Annotated in this window: 13 protein-coding genes; 5 read left to right on the forward strand and 8 right to left on the reverse strand. The window is 50.3% G+C overall.

What is annotated here, in order from left to right:
* A partial coding sequence (locus tag BMW93_RS29060; protein ID WP_143061713.1) for a transposase occupies window positions 1-228 on the forward strand: 228 nt, incomplete at its 5' end.
* Between the two features lie 257 nt (window positions 229-485).
* On the opposite strand, the gene mraY is transcribed toward BMW93_RS29060, so the two are convergent.
* The 5 genes from mraY to rsmH all read right to left on the reverse strand — a co-directional run bounded on the left by mraY (window position 486) and on the right by rsmH (window position 6,966).
* Window positions 486-1,700 carry a phospho-N-acetylmuramoyl-pentapeptide-transferase gene (mraY, locus tag BMW93_RS29065; protein WP_090384841.1) on the reverse strand — a complete coding sequence of 405 codons (1,215 nt, stop codon included), beginning with the start codon at window positions 1,698-1,700 and terminating at the stop codon, window positions 486-488.
* Between the two features lie 71 nt (window positions 1,701-1,771).
* Window positions 1,772-3,247 carry a UDP-N-acetylmuramoyl-L-alanyl-D-glutamate--2,6-diaminopimelate ligase gene (locus BMW93_RS29070; RefSeq protein WP_090384844.1) on the reverse strand — a complete coding sequence of 492 codons (1,476 nt, stop codon included), beginning with the start codon at window positions 3,245-3,247 and terminating at the stop codon, window positions 1,772-1,774.
* A gap of 7 nt (window positions 3,248-3,254) precedes the next feature.
* Complete coding sequence (locus tag BMW93_RS29075; RefSeq protein ID WP_090384847.1) at window positions 3,255-5,399, reverse strand: penicillin-binding protein; 2,145 nt, start codon at window positions 5,397-5,399, stop codon at window positions 3,255-3,257.
* Window positions 5,400-5,421: 22 nt separating this feature from the next.
* Complete coding sequence (locus tag BMW93_RS29080; RefSeq protein ID WP_090384851.1) at window positions 5,422-5,835, reverse strand: FtsL-like putative cell division protein; 414 nt, start codon at window positions 5,833-5,835, stop codon at window positions 5,422-5,424.
* A 213-nt stretch (window positions 5,836-6,048) separates the two neighbouring features.
* Window positions 6,049-6,966, reverse strand: a complete 918-nt coding sequence (gene rsmH / locus BMW93_RS29085) for a 16S rRNA (cytosine(1402)-N(4))-methyltransferase RsmH (RefSeq protein WP_090384853.1) — start codon at window positions 6,964-6,966, stop codon at window positions 6,049-6,051.
* Window positions 6,967-7,106: 140 nt separating this feature from the next.
* Between rsmH and BMW93_RS29090 the strand changes: the two genes are divergently transcribed.
* The 4 genes from BMW93_RS29090 (at window position 7,107) to BMW93_RS29105 (ending at window position 11,999) form a co-directional block, all read left to right on the forward strand.
* Window positions 7,107-8,354 (forward strand): peroxiredoxin, encoded by a 1,248-nt coding sequence (locus BMW93_RS29090; protein WP_090385279.1) that lies wholly within the window; start codon window positions 7,107-7,109, stop codon window positions 8,352-8,354.
* Window positions 8,355-8,499: 145 nt separating this feature from the next.
* On the forward strand, window positions 8,500-8,964 hold the full coding sequence (locus BMW93_RS29095; RefSeq protein WP_090384855.1) for a MarR family winged helix-turn-helix transcriptional regulator: 465 nt from the start codon (window positions 8,500-8,502) through the stop codon (window positions 8,962-8,964).
* A gap of 39 nt (window positions 8,965-9,003) precedes the next feature.
* Window positions 9,004-11,409: a 3-hydroxyacyl-CoA dehydrogenase/enoyl-CoA hydratase family protein gene (locus tag BMW93_RS29100; protein WP_090384858.1), complete on the forward strand. Its 2,406-nt coding sequence runs from the start codon at window positions 9,004-9,006 to the stop codon at window positions 11,407-11,409.
* 146 nt (window positions 11,410-11,555) lie between these two features.
* On the forward strand, window positions 11,556-11,999 hold the full coding sequence (locus BMW93_RS29105) for an Rrf2 family transcriptional regulator (RefSeq protein WP_015812979.1): 444 nt from the start codon (window positions 11,556-11,558) through the stop codon (window positions 11,997-11,999).
* Between the two features lie 18 nt (window positions 12,000-12,017).
* Here the strand turns inward: BMW93_RS29105 and BMW93_RS29110 are convergent, their stop codons facing one another.
* Genes BMW93_RS29110 through BMW93_RS29120 form a run of 3 tightly spaced genes read right to left on the reverse strand, consistent with a single transcriptional unit; the run spans window position 12,018 to window position 15,708 of the window.
* Window positions 12,018-13,625, reverse strand: coding sequence for a hypothetical protein (locus BMW93_RS29110; RefSeq protein WP_090384860.1), 1,608 nt, complete (start codon window positions 13,623-13,625; stop codon window positions 12,018-12,020).
* A 4-nt stretch (window positions 13,626-13,629) separates the two neighbouring features.
* Complete coding sequence (locus tag BMW93_RS29115) at window positions 13,630-14,577, reverse strand: glycosyltransferase (RefSeq protein WP_090384861.1); 948 nt, start codon at window positions 14,575-14,577, stop codon at window positions 13,630-13,632.
* A gap of 54 nt (window positions 14,578-14,631) precedes the next feature.
* Window positions 14,632-15,708: an NAD-dependent epimerase/dehydratase family protein gene (locus BMW93_RS29120; RefSeq protein WP_090384865.1), complete on the reverse strand. Its 1,077-nt coding sequence runs from the start codon at window positions 15,706-15,708 to the stop codon at window positions 14,632-14,634.
* Window positions 15,709-15,899 lie beyond the last annotated feature (191 nt).

The following is a 15,899-nucleotide window of genomic DNA, read 5'->3' on the forward strand; positions in this document are numbered from 1 at the left end:
CAAGTAAATGTGGACCTGGAAAGACATAAACAGCAGGCAGACGAGTTACTGAAAAGTGAAGAGGGAATCCAGAAACGAAAAAAGCGGTGCTTTGATGTCGAACCTGTCTTCGGCAATATCAAGCATAACCACAACTTTCGCCGGTTCATGCTCCGTGGCAAGCAAAAGGTTGAGATCGAATGGGGATTGATTGCGATAGCACAGAATATCAGGAAGAAGGCAGCTTAGATAGGCTTGATCTAGCTCAGGAACTGCCCATGCCGCTAAAATCTTATACCAATCGGAAAACACGTTTGTAAACCATTTAAAACAGAAGCCCGTCCCAAAAATGATTTGAGACGGGCTCGAGTGAGTGCCGGTCTCTGACCGGCCTGTGCGACGTCGCTTTAATGTTGCTTACTGGTCAGAGACCAGTTGTCGCTCGGACGTAGTCGGAGATTACGCCCAACTGTTTTCCTTTTTTATTTCCTTTTCCCTTTCCCCTTCTACCGCAACTTCAAAGTCGCCAGCGTCAATATCGCCAGGATAATACCGACAATCCAGAACCGCGTCACGATTTTGGCTTCGTGGATACCCTTCTTCTGGTAATGATGGTGCAGCGGTGACATCAGAAATATCCTTCGACCTTCGCCATATTTTCTTTTGGTGTATTTAAAATAGCTGACTTGTAGAATTACCGACGCATTCTCGACGATAAAAATACCGCACATCACCGGGATCAGCCATTCCTTACGGATCGCGAGTGCGACTACCGCGATCACCCCGCCGAGCATTAAACTCCCCGTATCACCCATAAACACCTGCGCAGGGTACGCATTATACCATAAAAACCCGACACAGGCCCCTATGAATGCCGCACAGAATATTACCAGCTCCCCCGAGTTCGGGATGTACATGATGTTGAGGTACTGCGAGAATTTGGTATTACCCGATAAATAAGCCAGTACGCCAAGTGTGAGTGCGATAATGCCCGAAACGCCCGCCGCCAGACCGTCGATACCGTCGGTAATGTTGGCGCCGTTAGAAATGGCCGTGATGATAAAAATCGCGATGATGGTGTAAATCACCCACGTATATTCTTCTGGTAACCAGCCGAAAAGCAACGCCCGGTAGTCGAACTCATTGTTTTTAATAAACGGGATCGTCGTTACTGTCGGATGGATAATGTCCCGGTAACGCTGCACTTCGCCCAGGCTGGAACTGAGTACCGGCTGGTCGTAGACGCGGATTTTGACATTGTCGTTAAAAGAAAGTGTTATACCTACGATCAAACCCAAACCAACCTGACCGACGATTTTAAAGCGCCCGGCCAATCCGTCTTTATTGTTCTTGAATTTTTTCAGATAATCATCCAAAAACCCGATACCACCTGTCCAAAGGGCTGTAATGAGCAGCAGAACGATATACACATTGCTCAATTTGGCAAACAGCAACACGGGGATCAGCAGCGACGCCAGGATGATGAAACCACCCATGGTAGGCGTTCCCGCTTTCTCCATTTGCCCGGCCAGCCCGAGGTCGCGGATCGACTCGCCCATTTGCTTTCTCCGGAGCAGATTGATGATCGTCTTTCCGTAGGCGGCGGCGATAAACAGCGACAAAACCGTCGCACCCAGCGCCCTGAACGAGATGTACTGGAATACCCCGGCGCCGGGAATGTTGAATTGTTTGTCTAAATATTCGAAGAGATAATAGAGCATGAAAAAGCGTGTTGGGATGACGGCTGCAAAATTGGTTTTTTTAATAGACTACGCCAAAAGCATAGTGATTTTTAATTGCCTGCCCGCTTTGCGAACACTTCCATCAGCACTTCTTTATCGTCGAAATGGTGTTTTACGCCTTTTACATCCTGGTAATTTTCGTGTCCCTTCCCGGCGATCAGGATAATGTCGCCCGGCTCCGCTTCCAGACCGGCTTTGAGAATGGCCTCGTGGCGGTCTTCGATCACGGTTGTTTTTTTGTAATCCAATGGCGGTACGCCTTTGCGCATCTGGTCCAGAATGTCCATCGGTTCTTCGAAACGCGGGTTATCCGATGTCAGGATCACGCGGTTGCTGTACCGACAAGCGATTTCGGCCATTTTCGGGCGCTTTTCGGCATCCCGGTTGCCTCCGCAGCCTACTACGGTCACCACCTGCTCATTGCCCTGCCGCAAATGCGTGATCGTTTCGAGCACGTTTTCGAGCGCGTCGGGCGTGTGTGCGTAATCGACAATGCCCACGATATGGTCTGCCGAATGGAATTGTTCGAAGCGTCCCGGAGGGCTTTTCAGGTTCGAAAGTTCTGTTAAAACAGCCTCTTCCTTTTCACCCAAAAGCACCGCTGCACCATATACTGAAAGCAGGTTGTAAGCATTAAAGCGGCCGATCACACGGAACCACACTTCCTGGTTATTGATCTCCATGTGCATCCCCGCTAGCGTGTCGGAAATGATCTTTCCTTTGAACGTCGCGAGTGTTTGCAGCGAATAGGTTTCGACCCGCGCCTTGGTATTCTGCACCATCACCGTCCCACGACGGTCGTCGATATTCACCAATGCGAATGCGGACTTTGGCAATGCATCGAAAAAGCCCTTTTTGGCTTTGATATAATTATCGAAAGTTTTGTGAAAATCGAGGTGGTCGTGGGTAATGTTGGTAAAAATACCCCCGGCGAAATGCAGACCGGTAATGCGGTGCTGCGCCACCGAATGCGAGCTCACTTCCATAAACACGTGGCTGCAATTGCGTGCCGCCATCTGCGCGAGCAATGCATTCAATGCAACGGCATCCGGCGTGGTGTGTGTGGAAGGGATCACTTCGTCCTCGATCTGGTTCTGGACCGTCGAAAGCAAACCGCAACGATAGCCCAATGCTCTGAAAAGCTGGAAAAGGAAGGTGGCCACCGAAGTTTTGCCGTTCGTGCCGGTCACTCCCACAAGCTTTACTTTTTTGGATGGATATCCATAAAATGCGGCCGCGATGAGCCCCATAGCCGCGGCGGAATCCTCTACTTGAATATAGGTTACATCCTCACGAACACTTTCGGGCAGTTCTTCACACAAAATGGCCGTCGCGCCAAGCTCGGCTGCCGTGTGGATAAACTGATGGCCGTCTACTTGCGTGCCGCGCAATGCTACAAAAAGGCTTCCGGGTAGTACTTTTCTGGAATCCAGGATGATATTCTTGACCTTGACATCGGCATAACCATGAATAATGGCTCCTTTCACTTCGCCGAGCAGGCTGCTCAAAATTAGTTCGTTTTCCATTGAAGGATTATTGTAATGTAAGCAGGATTGTCTTGCTTCCTGTTTTATTGGTACCCGGCGGCAGCGATTGCTCCACCACCTTGCCCGAGCCTTTGAATGTTACTTTGAAACCCTTGTTCTCCATCAAATACAATGCATCACGCATCGACATGCCTTGCAGGTTCGGTACGTCCCGGGAATCGACCTCGCGCGGGTTCCATTTCGTTTTACCTTTTTTGTAGAGCGACGCAGATGCATATTCGCTTTCATCCGGAGCAGGCGTCATATTCAACGTCTTGCTGATCACATTCAGATCGTTGGTCATTCCCGCCCACTTCACATCCTCCGATTTTTCGGGGACCGAATCCCTTACCGGTTTTTGAATAGCTACGTCGTAAGCGTAAATCCGGTCGGCTACTTCCTTGAAAACGGGCGCTGCCACGCTTCCGGCGTACCGGGTGTAATCGGCGCCGGTGCTTTTGGGATTATCGATAATCACAATGCAGCTGTATTTTGGCTTGTCGGCCGGGAAATAGCCTGCAAACGAGGTGTAGTTTTTGCCCTCGGTATAAACCCCGTTGATCAGCTTCCGCGCGGTACCGGTTTTCCCGGCGATCTGGTACAAATCGCTTTTGATGTGTTTTGCTAAACCCGCATTCACCACGCCTTCGAGCATTTTCTTCACTTTCCGGATCGTTTCAGGCGAGCAAATCGGCTTTTCTTCGACATATGGCGGGATTTTGTCTTCGATTTCCTCCGCATTGCGAATTTCACGCACGATCATCGGCCGCACCCAGTAGCCATTGTTCGCTACCGCATTGTAGAATGCCAGCGTTTGCAAAGGCGTCATCTGCATTTCGTAGCCGTGCGCCATGAAATACATCGAATAGCTGCTCCATTGCTTCGATTTCCGGTCGCGGATCAATGGCGGCTTTTCGCCTTTCATGTGAATGCCGGTAGGCTGGTTCAGGTGGAACTGTTTGAGATAACTCAGGTATTTGTCCGGCTTGTTGGCAAAATACCGCTGCATGAGCTGCACAATGCCGATGTTGGACGATTTTTCCAAAACCTGCGCGGCGGTAATCGTGCCAAATCCCCCGCGGTGCGCGTCGCGGATCACGTGGTTACGGAACTTCATGGCGCCATTGCCTGTGTTGACCATCACCTGGTCGGGGTCCATATGGGTTTCTTCCAGCAAGGCCATCATCGTCGCCAGCTTGAAAGTCGAACCCGGATCGTTACTGCCTGCCAATGCATAGTTGAAAACCTCCTCATATTTACCCGGGCCGCGCTTGGTCAGGTTCGCCATGGCTTTGATTTCGCCGGTAGCAACTTCCATAATAATCACCGAACCGAAATCCGCATCCATTTCCAGCAACTTCCGGCGCAATGCGATTTCGGTACGCTCCTGATAGTTCATATCCAGCGTGGTGTAAATATCCCTTCCGGCTGCCGGCTGCACATTCAATGCGTCCCCGACCGGGATTTTCAGTCCGCCTTCCACTTTTTCCACCCAGCCGATACCCGGCCGACCTTCCAGTTGTTTGTCAAAACTGGCTTCCAGACCAATATACCCGCGCCCGCTTTTCGGGTCGATGCCGCCGATGGTGCGGTCGGCCATCGGGCTGAATGGTTTGTAGCGCTTGTAGATCGTTTCGAACTTGCCTCCGCCGCCTTTCCGGTCTTTGGCAAAAAACGGCCATTTTTTGAGCCGCTCACGCTCCAAATGGGTGATTTCCTTGCTTTTCAGGCGCAGGTACCGTTTGCTTTTGCTCACGCGGTAGCGCATGATCTTGCTTTTGTAGCCTTCGGCAGTGTTTTCTTTGAAATTCTTGGCGAGTAGCGACGCGAGTTCGTCGATATGGTTATAGAAATAGGCCGAATCAGCGACTTTTGTATCAAAACCTACATAATAATAGGGCAACGACGTTGCCAGCAGGCTATTGTCGCTTGCGTAGATGTTCCCGCGCATGGCCGGGATCGTGTCCAGTTTCAGGTCGTTCTTTTCCGAATACTCGGCCCAGGTTTTTCCCTTAAAAGTATCGTAATACTGAACCCGGATCAGCTTGGCAAAAACCATGATCGCCAGCAAAAACAGCATCCAGCCGACCAAACGGGCCCGGTTGATCAGCGCTTTTTTATTGTTCTGACCGCTTTCGACTTCGTTTTTCATGAGGCGTTGAGAAAAAAACGGCTTATTCTTCGTCTTCTTTTAAAATGATTTTCTTCGGTGGGATAAGGTTCTCGACCAATCCCTGGGCCTGTACTTTTTCCACCACCACCGACTGCTTCCCGGCCCGCTCGTATTCGGCGTGAATAGAGGTGTATTCCGCTTTCAGATCGTCGACCTCCTTTTTGAGCTTAATGCTTTTCCTCACATAATCCTCCGACTGAAACCCGATCCGTTCGTACGCGACGAGCAATATGATCACCCAGCCGAAATAGTAAAAGTACTTCACCGGCAAACGCTCTTCCTGTCCCGGCAACTTCTCGCCAAAAACCTTGTCGAGCGGCAAAAACTTGTTCAGCCAGTTGAATAGCGAATATTCCCGCTTCCGTTTGGGCGGTTTAGGCGGCGTAACTTTGGGCTTTCTTCTATTTTCTGCCATGTGTAACGTTACGTTAAGTATTTGGACGACTAGGTTTTGTCAGGAGGTTGTCATTTGTTGTCAGGAGGTGGTCATTTGTTGTCAGGAATGGCAGGTGTTGTCGTGAAGTGGTCATTCACTTCTGACAGCGTTCGACCATGACTGACTACGCCTGGCAACACTTGACAACACTTGACAACACTTGACTACACCTGACAACATCCCCCGGTACCATCAGGCTTTTTCCGCAATCCGCAACTTCGCGCTTCTGGCGCGCGGGTTTACGGCTACTTCTTCCGCAGTCGCTTCGATGGGCTTGCGTGTCACGCTTTTCAGCGGTTTGAGCTCGTTTCCATAAAAGTCCTTTTCGACTTCTCCGTAAAATTTCCCTTTCTGAATGTAATTTTTTACCAGCCTGTCTTCCAGCGAATGGTACGACATTACCACAAGCCTACCGTCGGGCGTAAGCACCTCGGGTACCTGCGTGAGGAACTCTTCGAGTACCGCCAGTTCGTCATTCACCTCGATCCGCAATGCCTGGAACACCTGTGCGAAATACTTGTTTTCGCGGTGCTTGGGTGCGTAGCGCATGAGAATGCTTTTCAGGTCATTAACGGTTTCGATGGGCGTATTGTATCTGGCAGCGATGATCGCCTCCGCGGCGGTGCGGGCATTGGTCACTTCTCCGTACATACCCAGAATGCGTTGCAATTCCCCTGCCGAGCGTGTTTTGAGCACCTCCCGGGCTGTTTTCTCGGTATTGGGGTTCATTCGCATGTCCAGGTCCGCGTCAAAGCGTGTAGAAAACCCCCGCTCGGGCGTGTTGATCTGGTGCGACGAAACGCCCAGGTCGGCCAGGATACCGTTCACCTGCGGCGCTTTGTTCAGTTTAAGGTAGCGTTTCAAATGCCTGAAATTGGCAGGGATGAATGTAAAACGTTCATCATCCTTGAATTCCAGCGCATTAGCGACCGCGTCGGGGTCCTGATCGAATACCAGCAGCCGGCCGGTGGTCAATTTTTCCAGAATGGCCCGGGAATGCCCGCCGCCACCGAAAGTAACGTCGACATAAATGCCATCAGGCTGTATTTGAAGGCCTTCCAGACACTCGGACAACATGACGGGAACGTGGTAGGTACTAGACGAATCCATTTGTTAAAAGCAATGTACTGAGGAACTATTTCCGGCAAAGCGGCAGTTACAAACTTAGCAATTTTCAAGCGTAGGAATCATGCCCGCGCAGGGAATTAATTTTAACACCACTAATGTCTTTCAACACCAATAAATTGAATATGAGACTCCTGTTATTGTTTGGAATACTTTCATCTTTGATCTTCTCAACGAGTTTTCCAGCATTCTCCGACACACCCGTAAAATCGGGCATCTGGCGCGCGACATTGACCCGCGATAAGCAGAAACTGCCCCTCATACTCGATATTGCGCAAAATCCCGATGGTAAAACGCTCACTGTCCACATCATTAACGGAACGGAAAAGCTCAAAATGGACAGCAGCTATTTCCAGAACGACTCGCTCGTGATCCCGATGATGATGTTCGATGCCAAAATCATCGCCAAATCCAGCGGCGACGAACTGAAAGGTACGTATTACCGCTATGCCAACGGCGTGGTGGCCGGCTCATTGCCTTTTGAAGCGGAGCAGGGAGAAAATTATAAGTTTTTCAAAAAAGGCGAAGCCAAAAGCAGCCGTAATGTGAGCGGCAAATGGGCCACCACCTTTAAAAACCCGGCCACAGGCGACGAAACCATTGCGGTAGGAAACTTCACGCAGCAAGGTACCGACGTAACCGGTTCATTCCTGACGCCCACCGGCGATTACCGTTTCCTGACCGGCAGCGTGAACGGCGACAGCCTCTATTTATCCACGTTCGACGGCTCATTTGCGATGCTTTTCAAAGCAGGTTTTCAGCCCGATGGCTCATTGAGCGGCAACCAGTGGTCGGGCGTGAAAGCATTCAAAACCTGGACCGCGAAACCCGACGCGAACGCCAAGCTGCCGGATGCCACCAAAATGACCTTCCTCAAACCAGGCTTCGAAAGCGTGGATTTTGAATTGAAGGATACCAAAGGCAAAACCTGGACGCTCAAAGATCCGCGTTTCGCGGGTAAGCCGGTCATTATCCAGATCATGGGTTCGTGGTGCCCCAACTGTATGGACGAGACCAACTACCTCGCTCCGTGGTATAAAAAGAATAAAAAACGCGGTATCGAGATCGTAGGCTTGTCTTTCGAGCGCACCGACAAACCTGAGATCGCCAATCCGAAAATTGACCGGATGGTGAGCCGTTTTGGCATTGACTACCCGGTCGTACTGGCCGGCACCAGTTCTGATGCGTCTACGGCCAAGGCTTTGCCGATGCTCAACAAGGTAATGTCTTACCCGACCACCATTTTTATCGACAAGCACGGTAAAGTCCGCGAGATCCATACCGGCTTCAACGGCCCGGGCACCGGCCATTATTACGACGAGTTCGTGGCCGATTTCAATACCTTGATGGACAAGCTTATCAGCGAGAAGTAATCAGCAAAAAATACAGCGGCACACCGTCACATTTTGGGGCGGTGTGTTTTTTATTGGTCGCAAATTAGTATGCTTGCATAATAGTAGGCACTTTGCTTACATTTGTGATAAGGGCATTACCTGATACCAATAGCTTTTTGAAACGATGCGCAAGGAAAAAACAATCGATTTCCAGATCAAATGGGCCTGGCATTCCATATCGCGGATGTACAATGCCTATGCCGCCCGTTTTGACACGACGATGGCCGTCGGGTATGTCCTGCTGAATATCGACATCGAACACGGCACGCCAGCCACGAAAATAGCGCCATTACTAGGCATGGAGCCGCGGAGCCTCGTGCGGATGCTTAAAACCCTCGAAGAAAAAGGCCTGATCCGCCGGGAAGTGAGTAAAGACGACAAGCGCTTCGTCCGCATTGTGCTCACCGAATTGGGTAAGGAAAAACGCGAGCTCGCTCGCGAGGGCGTGATCTCCTTCAATACGATGATCCGCGACAAGATACCGCTCGATAAGCTCGTCGTGTTTTTCGATGTCATTAAAGATATAAACCGATTGGTGGAAGAAGAAAACCAGAAACTGAAAGCGGGCGAAATCACCGAAGATCTCTGATTACCACTAATCCCATCCTGAAAACCAACCTTAGTAAAAATGAATCGTTCCATTCGTAAAGTAGCTGTTCTTGGTTCAGGCATTATGGGCTCGCGCATTGCGTGCCATTTTGCCAATATAGGCGTTGAAGTGCTTTTGCTGGACATTGTGCCGAAAGATCTTACCGACGCCGAAAAAGCGAAAGGCCTCACCACCGATCACCCCGCGTTCCGCAACCGGATTGTGAACGACTCGTTCCAGGCGACGCTCAAAGCAACTCCGGCGTCGTTGTACAGCCCCGCATTCGCATCACGGATCAAGCTCGGCAACTTCGACGATAACCTCGCGGACATTAAGCATTACGACTGGGTAATAGAGGTAGTCGTCGAAAGGCTGGATATCAAGAAAAGCCTTTACGAAAAAGTGGACGCGCTCCGTAAGCCGGGTACGCTCGTAACCTCCAATACTTCCGGTATCCCGATCCATCTAATGGCGGAGGGCCGTAGCGAGGATTTCCGCAAGAATTTCGCAGGAACGCACTTCTTCAACCCACCGCGCTACCTGCGACTGCTTGAAATCATCCCGACAGCCGATACCGATCAGGGCGTGGTGGATTTCCTGATGCATTACGGCGAGCTGTTTTTGGGCAAAACAACGGTGCTATGCAAAGACACGCCGGGCTTCATCGCCAACCGCCTGGGCATTTACGCATTGATCCAAACCATCCGCGTGGCCGAAGAAATGGGGCTGAGTGTGGATGAAGTGGATAAACTGACCGGCCCGGTTGCCGGAAGGCCAAAATCGGGTACCTACCGGCTTTCGGATGTGGTAGGGCTTGATACGACCGTTCACGTGGCTAATAACCTTTACGCTTCCGGCGAAGGAAAGGACGAATCGCGCGATGCATTTGTACTGCCCGAAATCATGCAAAAGCTGTTTGACAACAAATGGCTGGGCGATAAAACCGGTCAGGGTTTTTATAAAAAAATCAAAGACGAAAAAGGCAAGTCGGTGATTCTGGCGCTGGACTTCAAAACGCTGGAATATGTACCGTCGGGTAAGGTCAAATTCGACACGCTCGAAGGCACCAAGAATATCAGCGACGTGTATAAACGTTTCGGCGCGCTCGTTGCGGGCAAGGACAAGGCGGGCGATTTTTACAGAAAAACATTTGCCGACGTTTTCAAATACGCCACATTCCGCATTCCCGAAATTTCCGACGAGATATTCCGCATCGACCAGGCTATTACGGCTGGTTTCGGCTGGCAATATGGCCTTTTCGAAACCTGGGACGCCATCGGCGTGAAAAATATGCTGGCGATCATGGAATCGCTGGATCTGAAACCGGCCGAATGGGTTTACGAAATGCTCGCGGCAGGTAATGAGTCGTTCTATAAGGTCGAGCATGGCAAGACGCTATATTATGATATTCCATCTAAATCTTACAAGAAGATCCCCGGCCAGGACAGCTTCATTTTGCTTAGCAATCTTTCCAACAATATTGTGTGGAAAAACGCGGGAGCGAATGTGTACGACATCGGTGACGGCATTCTGAACCTGGAATTCAAATCCAAAATGAATACCATGGGCTCGGAGGTGATCGAGGGTATTCAGAAAAGCATTAGCCTTGCGGAAAAGGATTTTCGCGGGTTGGTGATTGGTAACGAGGCTGTGGAGGCATTTTCTGCGGGAGCTAACCTCGCCATGCTGTTTATGTATGCCGTCGAGCAGGAGTTTGACGAGATTAATCTGGTGATTTCGCAGTTCCAGCAAACCATGATGCGGGCGCGGTACTCTTCGGTACCCGTGGTGGTAGCGCCTCACACGCTCGCGCTTGGGGGCGGATGCGAGCTCACACTTCACGCGGATAAGGTGGTGGCGCACGCGGAAACTTACATCGGCCTGGTCGAATTCGGAGTGGGATTGATCCCGGCGGGCGGCGGTACCAAGGAAATGGCGCTGCGCTGCTCGGATATGTACCAGGCCGGCGATCCCGAACTGAATATCCTGCAAAATGCATTCATGAACATTGCGCAGGCGAAGGTGTCCACATCCGCGCACGAGGCGAGGGCGATGAATTACTTGCAGGACAAAGACCAGATCGTACTCAACCGTTCGCGACTGATCGCGGAAGCGAAACAGGCGGCGATAGACCTTGCCGAAAACGGTTATACCCAACCCAAACCGCGTTACGACATTAAAGTACAAGGTAAAACGGGCATTGCATTGTTCCTGGCAGGTATTACCCAAATGCGCCTCGCCAATTATATCACCGATCACGACGCCAAAATCGCGGGCAAGCTCGCTTATGTGATCAACGGCGGCGATCTGAGCTACCCGCAGCTCGTTTCGGAACAGTATCTGATCGACCTGGAAAGGGAGGCGTTCCTTTCTCTGTGCGGGGAGAAAAAGACTTTGGAAAGAATGCAGGGGCTTTTGAATGGCGGCAAACCGCCCAGAAACTGATACGGGAATTATTGTTTCACCGATTTATGTTCTGTTGGATAGGATATTTGTTTAAAAATCCGAAATTTAGAACTGGTCAAAGCAAATATTCGCCAAAACTGGTTCATCTTTACGCTTGCTGACCCCAAATGTACATTTGATCAACAATGATTTCGAAAAAAGCTAAATACGCGCTGAAGGCCCTCAAAGTCCTCGCAGAACAATACGGAAAAGGACCGGTATTAATCTCTTACATTGCTGAAAAAGAGAAGATTCCGAAAAAATTCCTGGAAGCGATCCTGCTCGACTTACGGAACAACGGCGTATTACAAAGCCAGAAAGGAAAAGGCGGCGGCTACCTGCTGCGCGTCCCTCCCGGAGAGGTGAACTTCTCCAAAGTACTGCGGATCATCGACGGCCCTATTGCGCCTGCGCTATGCGTTTCGATGTTCTTTTACGGCAAATGCGACGACTGTAAGGACGAAGAAACTTGCAGCCTCCGCACCGTGCTGGAAAGATGGCGGGATGCCAACCTCGCAGTACTCGACAAAACCACGCTGAGCGATCTGTTGCAAGCTGAAAACGCTGCCTCGACGGACATTCTATCGTAGGGCCACGGCGAAGGCTGCTTACCTCCGGCCGTTGCGGATATAGAGCCGCACATCGTCATACTCGCCAAGTAAAGTGTAGTGATTACGGATATATTGATTTAACTCAGGGTAGCTTTCGATGCCCTGAGTTTTTTTGTCCTGTACCCAATGGCTGTTCTTCCCCACCGCGTCCACGACAAACGCAGGTCTGGTGCGGGCGAGATCGGACATGTAGCGCCTGCGGTAGGTCTCGCGCATAGGATGCTCGAAAATAGAGCGTTCGGAATGGTTTTCGGCGGTTCCTTCGGCAAGCTGCGCTTCCACGTAATAGGAGCAATTCCAACCCCACACAGCCATAAAATCGCCTTCTTTTTTGCGCTTCAGAATCTCCGTCACTACCGGGCTTCGCTGCAATGTCGTTTTACCCACCGAATCGAATGCATTCAACCGGCGCTCTTTCACATAGTGCAGCGCGTCGTAGCCGCCAAACCACGCGATAATGATCGCCGGAAATGCCAGCGACCAGCTCTCGACAGCTGAAAAGCCATAGGCGGCCAGCAAAGTCCAGGGGATAATGCAGAAATTGAGGTAATGGATAAAATCATTACCCGACTTGGTCACGGCGTAGACGCTCGCCAGAATCAGAAAAAGGATGGTAAATGGCACATGGAAATCCATTTTACCGGGCACATAAAGCCTTACTATCCGCACCAGGCCAATCGCCATCGGAATGATCAGCGCAAGGCTGAAAAATTGGAAGTCAGTCGATAATACGATGATTTTGTAGAGTTGCGAAGGAATATCCGCAAACGTGGCTCCGCCCGCGTAAATCGCATTACCGAGCACGTAAAAGTCGATCAGGTCGTCGAAAACGCCGAACGACAATGTGAATGCAAGAAAAAAAAGCGGCACGGTAAGCCCGCCCAATACCAATGCAATAGCCGATTTAAACTCTCCATATCTTCTAAAACGGCTGAATAAAACCCAAAATGCGGACAAAACAATGACCGCGACAATCGGCACAGCCTGCAATTTGCTAAAAGGCACCGCTCCTGCCGCCAATCCCAGGAAATACAGCCCACCCGCGGAAGGCATCGTTTTGGGATCGAGACGGGAAAGTTGGAATACACAAAATGCCAGCAGCAGTACCGGAAGCTGCTCGCTCGAATAATGCACGAAATCGATTTCCTGCGTGAATGCGACCAGAAGCAGCGGAACAACGGAAACGCCGCGTGCTATGGTTATGCCGAACCAGTTTTTCAATGCCGAAAACAGTAACAGCCACGAGCCTGCCACACAAAGCAGCCCCATAAAACGGGCGGAACTGTAATCAATCTGAAAACCGAGCAGTTTAGGGAGAACGAGCAGGTAATTATCCAGCGGTCCAATCGTAGTTCCATCGACCGAACGCCAATACACCGGGTCTTGCAAAAGCGTTATCGCATGACTCAGCATCTGGCTCTCGTCCTGATTAAGCTCCCGGTTGAAAACGATCACGGGCAGCCGCATGAATACAAGCAGCAGAACGCCCAATGACAAGTATGCCTTTGTGGACAGTGACCGATATTGTGAAGCAAAAATGACAATCCCAGCCAGCAGGTAGCCGATAAACCAGTATACAGGAGGAGAATTGTCGAAACTGAACATACGATTAGCTAAAAGACTCTACTTTCTCGACAAAATCGCGGTAATGAACGGCAGGGATAAAATGCTGCTGCGAACGGTATTGCAGCACCATAAACACCAGAAACAGCGAAATCAGGAAGGATTGCAGCATGAGGATCATGAGCGTACTGCCCAATGTCGACGCCCAGCCCGGCGTGGCATTTCCGATCAGTTTCAGGAAAAGAATAAAGAATATGAACCCGATCGCAACGGCCGACATGAAGATCGAGAAAATCAGAATGCGCACCGCCGTCGTATCGACCATCACCGAAATGGCGCTCAAACCGTGTAGTACGAGCGAAACGAAGTTCATCTTACTCTCTCCGGCCAGCCTTTTGGCACGGTTGGTGAGTACAGAATCGTATGGAATGCGGGATTTGATCACGCCGCCCGGATAGTTGTTCCAGATTTCCGAAACCCGAACGAGGTTCTGCAAACGGCTTTGCGGCACCAGGCTGAAATTGCCGAAAGTGATCACCTTGCCTGTCAGCAGTTTGAAAACATATTTGTAAATCACATAAAAAAACCGGAACAGGAAGCCCTCGGTACGCTTGTTGCGCTCAGCGAAAATGATCTTGTCAGGCTCCTCTATCGACCTCGCTGCCAGCTTGTTGATATCTCCCGGCGCGTCCTCTCCATCCGCGTCCATCACGATCACCTTGTCGGTCTGCATATGTTCGGCCACATACGAAAGCCCTATTGCAATCGCTTTCTGATGACCTAGGTTGCGGTACAGCTTCAACACTTTCAGCTCTTTTCCGCCAAAAGCGGCAAAAGGCTCGGTTCTTGAGCGGGAAGAACAATCGTCGACGATAAGCAGCGTCGTATTTTGAAGGATCGGGGTATTTAAATCCGCATTAATCTTTTGAATCAGCAGATTCAGTGCCTCCCAGTCATTGAATTGGGGTATAATAATGACGTAATTTTCTGGCATGGGAGAGAGTTACCAAAGCCTCCGGAAGGTGGTTCCGGAGGCTTTGAATGTGATTTAGACCGTTTTTACTCCTAGTCGCGACGAGATTCCGTCGTGGATCTGCGTAAGCGTTTCTGTCAGGCCGTATTCCCAGTTCCAGTCCGGGTAATGCGACTTGAATTTCGAAAGGTCGCTCACGTACCAGATGTGGTCGCCGATACGGTTCGTTTCCGAGTATGAGTAAGAAAGTTTGTTTCCGGTAATCTGCTCGCACAATGCGATCGCTTCGAGCATCGAGCAGTTGGCAAAACGGCCGCCGCCGGCGTTGTAAACTTCGCCTGGGCGCGGGTTTTGATAATAATGCCAGAACATGTTCACCAGGTCATGGCTGTGGATATTGTCCCGAACCTGCTTGCCTTTGTAACCGAAGATCGTGTAATGCGTTCCGGTAATGGCACATTTCATCAGGTAAGCCAGGAAGCCGTGCAGCTGCGCGCCGGAGTGATTAGGGCCGGTAAGGCATCCTCCACGGAAAACTGCCGTTTTCATGCCGAAATAACGGCCATATTCCTGCACCATAATGTCGGCAGCCACTTTGGAAGCGCCGAAGATCGAGTGTTTCGTATGGTCGATGCTGTGGTTTTCGTCGATACCATTCTCAAAATATGGGTGATTTTCATCGATTTCCCAACGTGTTTCGAGCTCTACCAATGGCAGGTAATTAGGGTTATCGCCATACACCTTGTTGGTAGAAGTAAAAATGAATACAGCCTCGGGTGCATGCAGACGGGTCATTTCCAACATATTCAATGTACCTACCGCATTCACACCGAAATCGGTGAACGGCTCGCGTGCCGCCCAGTCGTGGCTTGGCTGCGCTGCCGCGTGAACGATCATTTTAATATCTGTTCCGTACTCTTTGAAGATCGGTTCGAGCTGGCTTACTTCGCGGATGTCCGCAGAATAGTGCTTGTAGTTACCAAAAGCCTCCTCGATACGGTTACGGTTCCACTCAGTATTTCCATCCGCACCGAAGAAGTATTGACGAAGGTTGTTGTCTACTCCGATGACCAGGTCAAACTTGCCAGCCAAAAAAGCAACCGATTCACTTCCAATTAGTCCGGCGGAGCCGGTGACCAAAGCTATGTTCATGTTTTGAATACTTTTTAATCGCTTATTTCTATCTAAAATTTCGGCTTCGCCCTGCCTCGAATACGTAAAGTAAATTAAAAATGTTCAATCGTCACAACTTCACTTAGTCAATGGGCAGAATCCAGAAGGATAATACGCGTAATGCAATATTAAAATTGTTCAATATCCGGAAAAGGCGGACAAAAAAAAGA

Source organism: Dyadobacter sp. SG02, from assembly GCF_900109045.1.
Lineage (GTDB): Bacteria > Bacteroidota > Bacteroidia > Cytophagales > Spirosomataceae > Dyadobacter.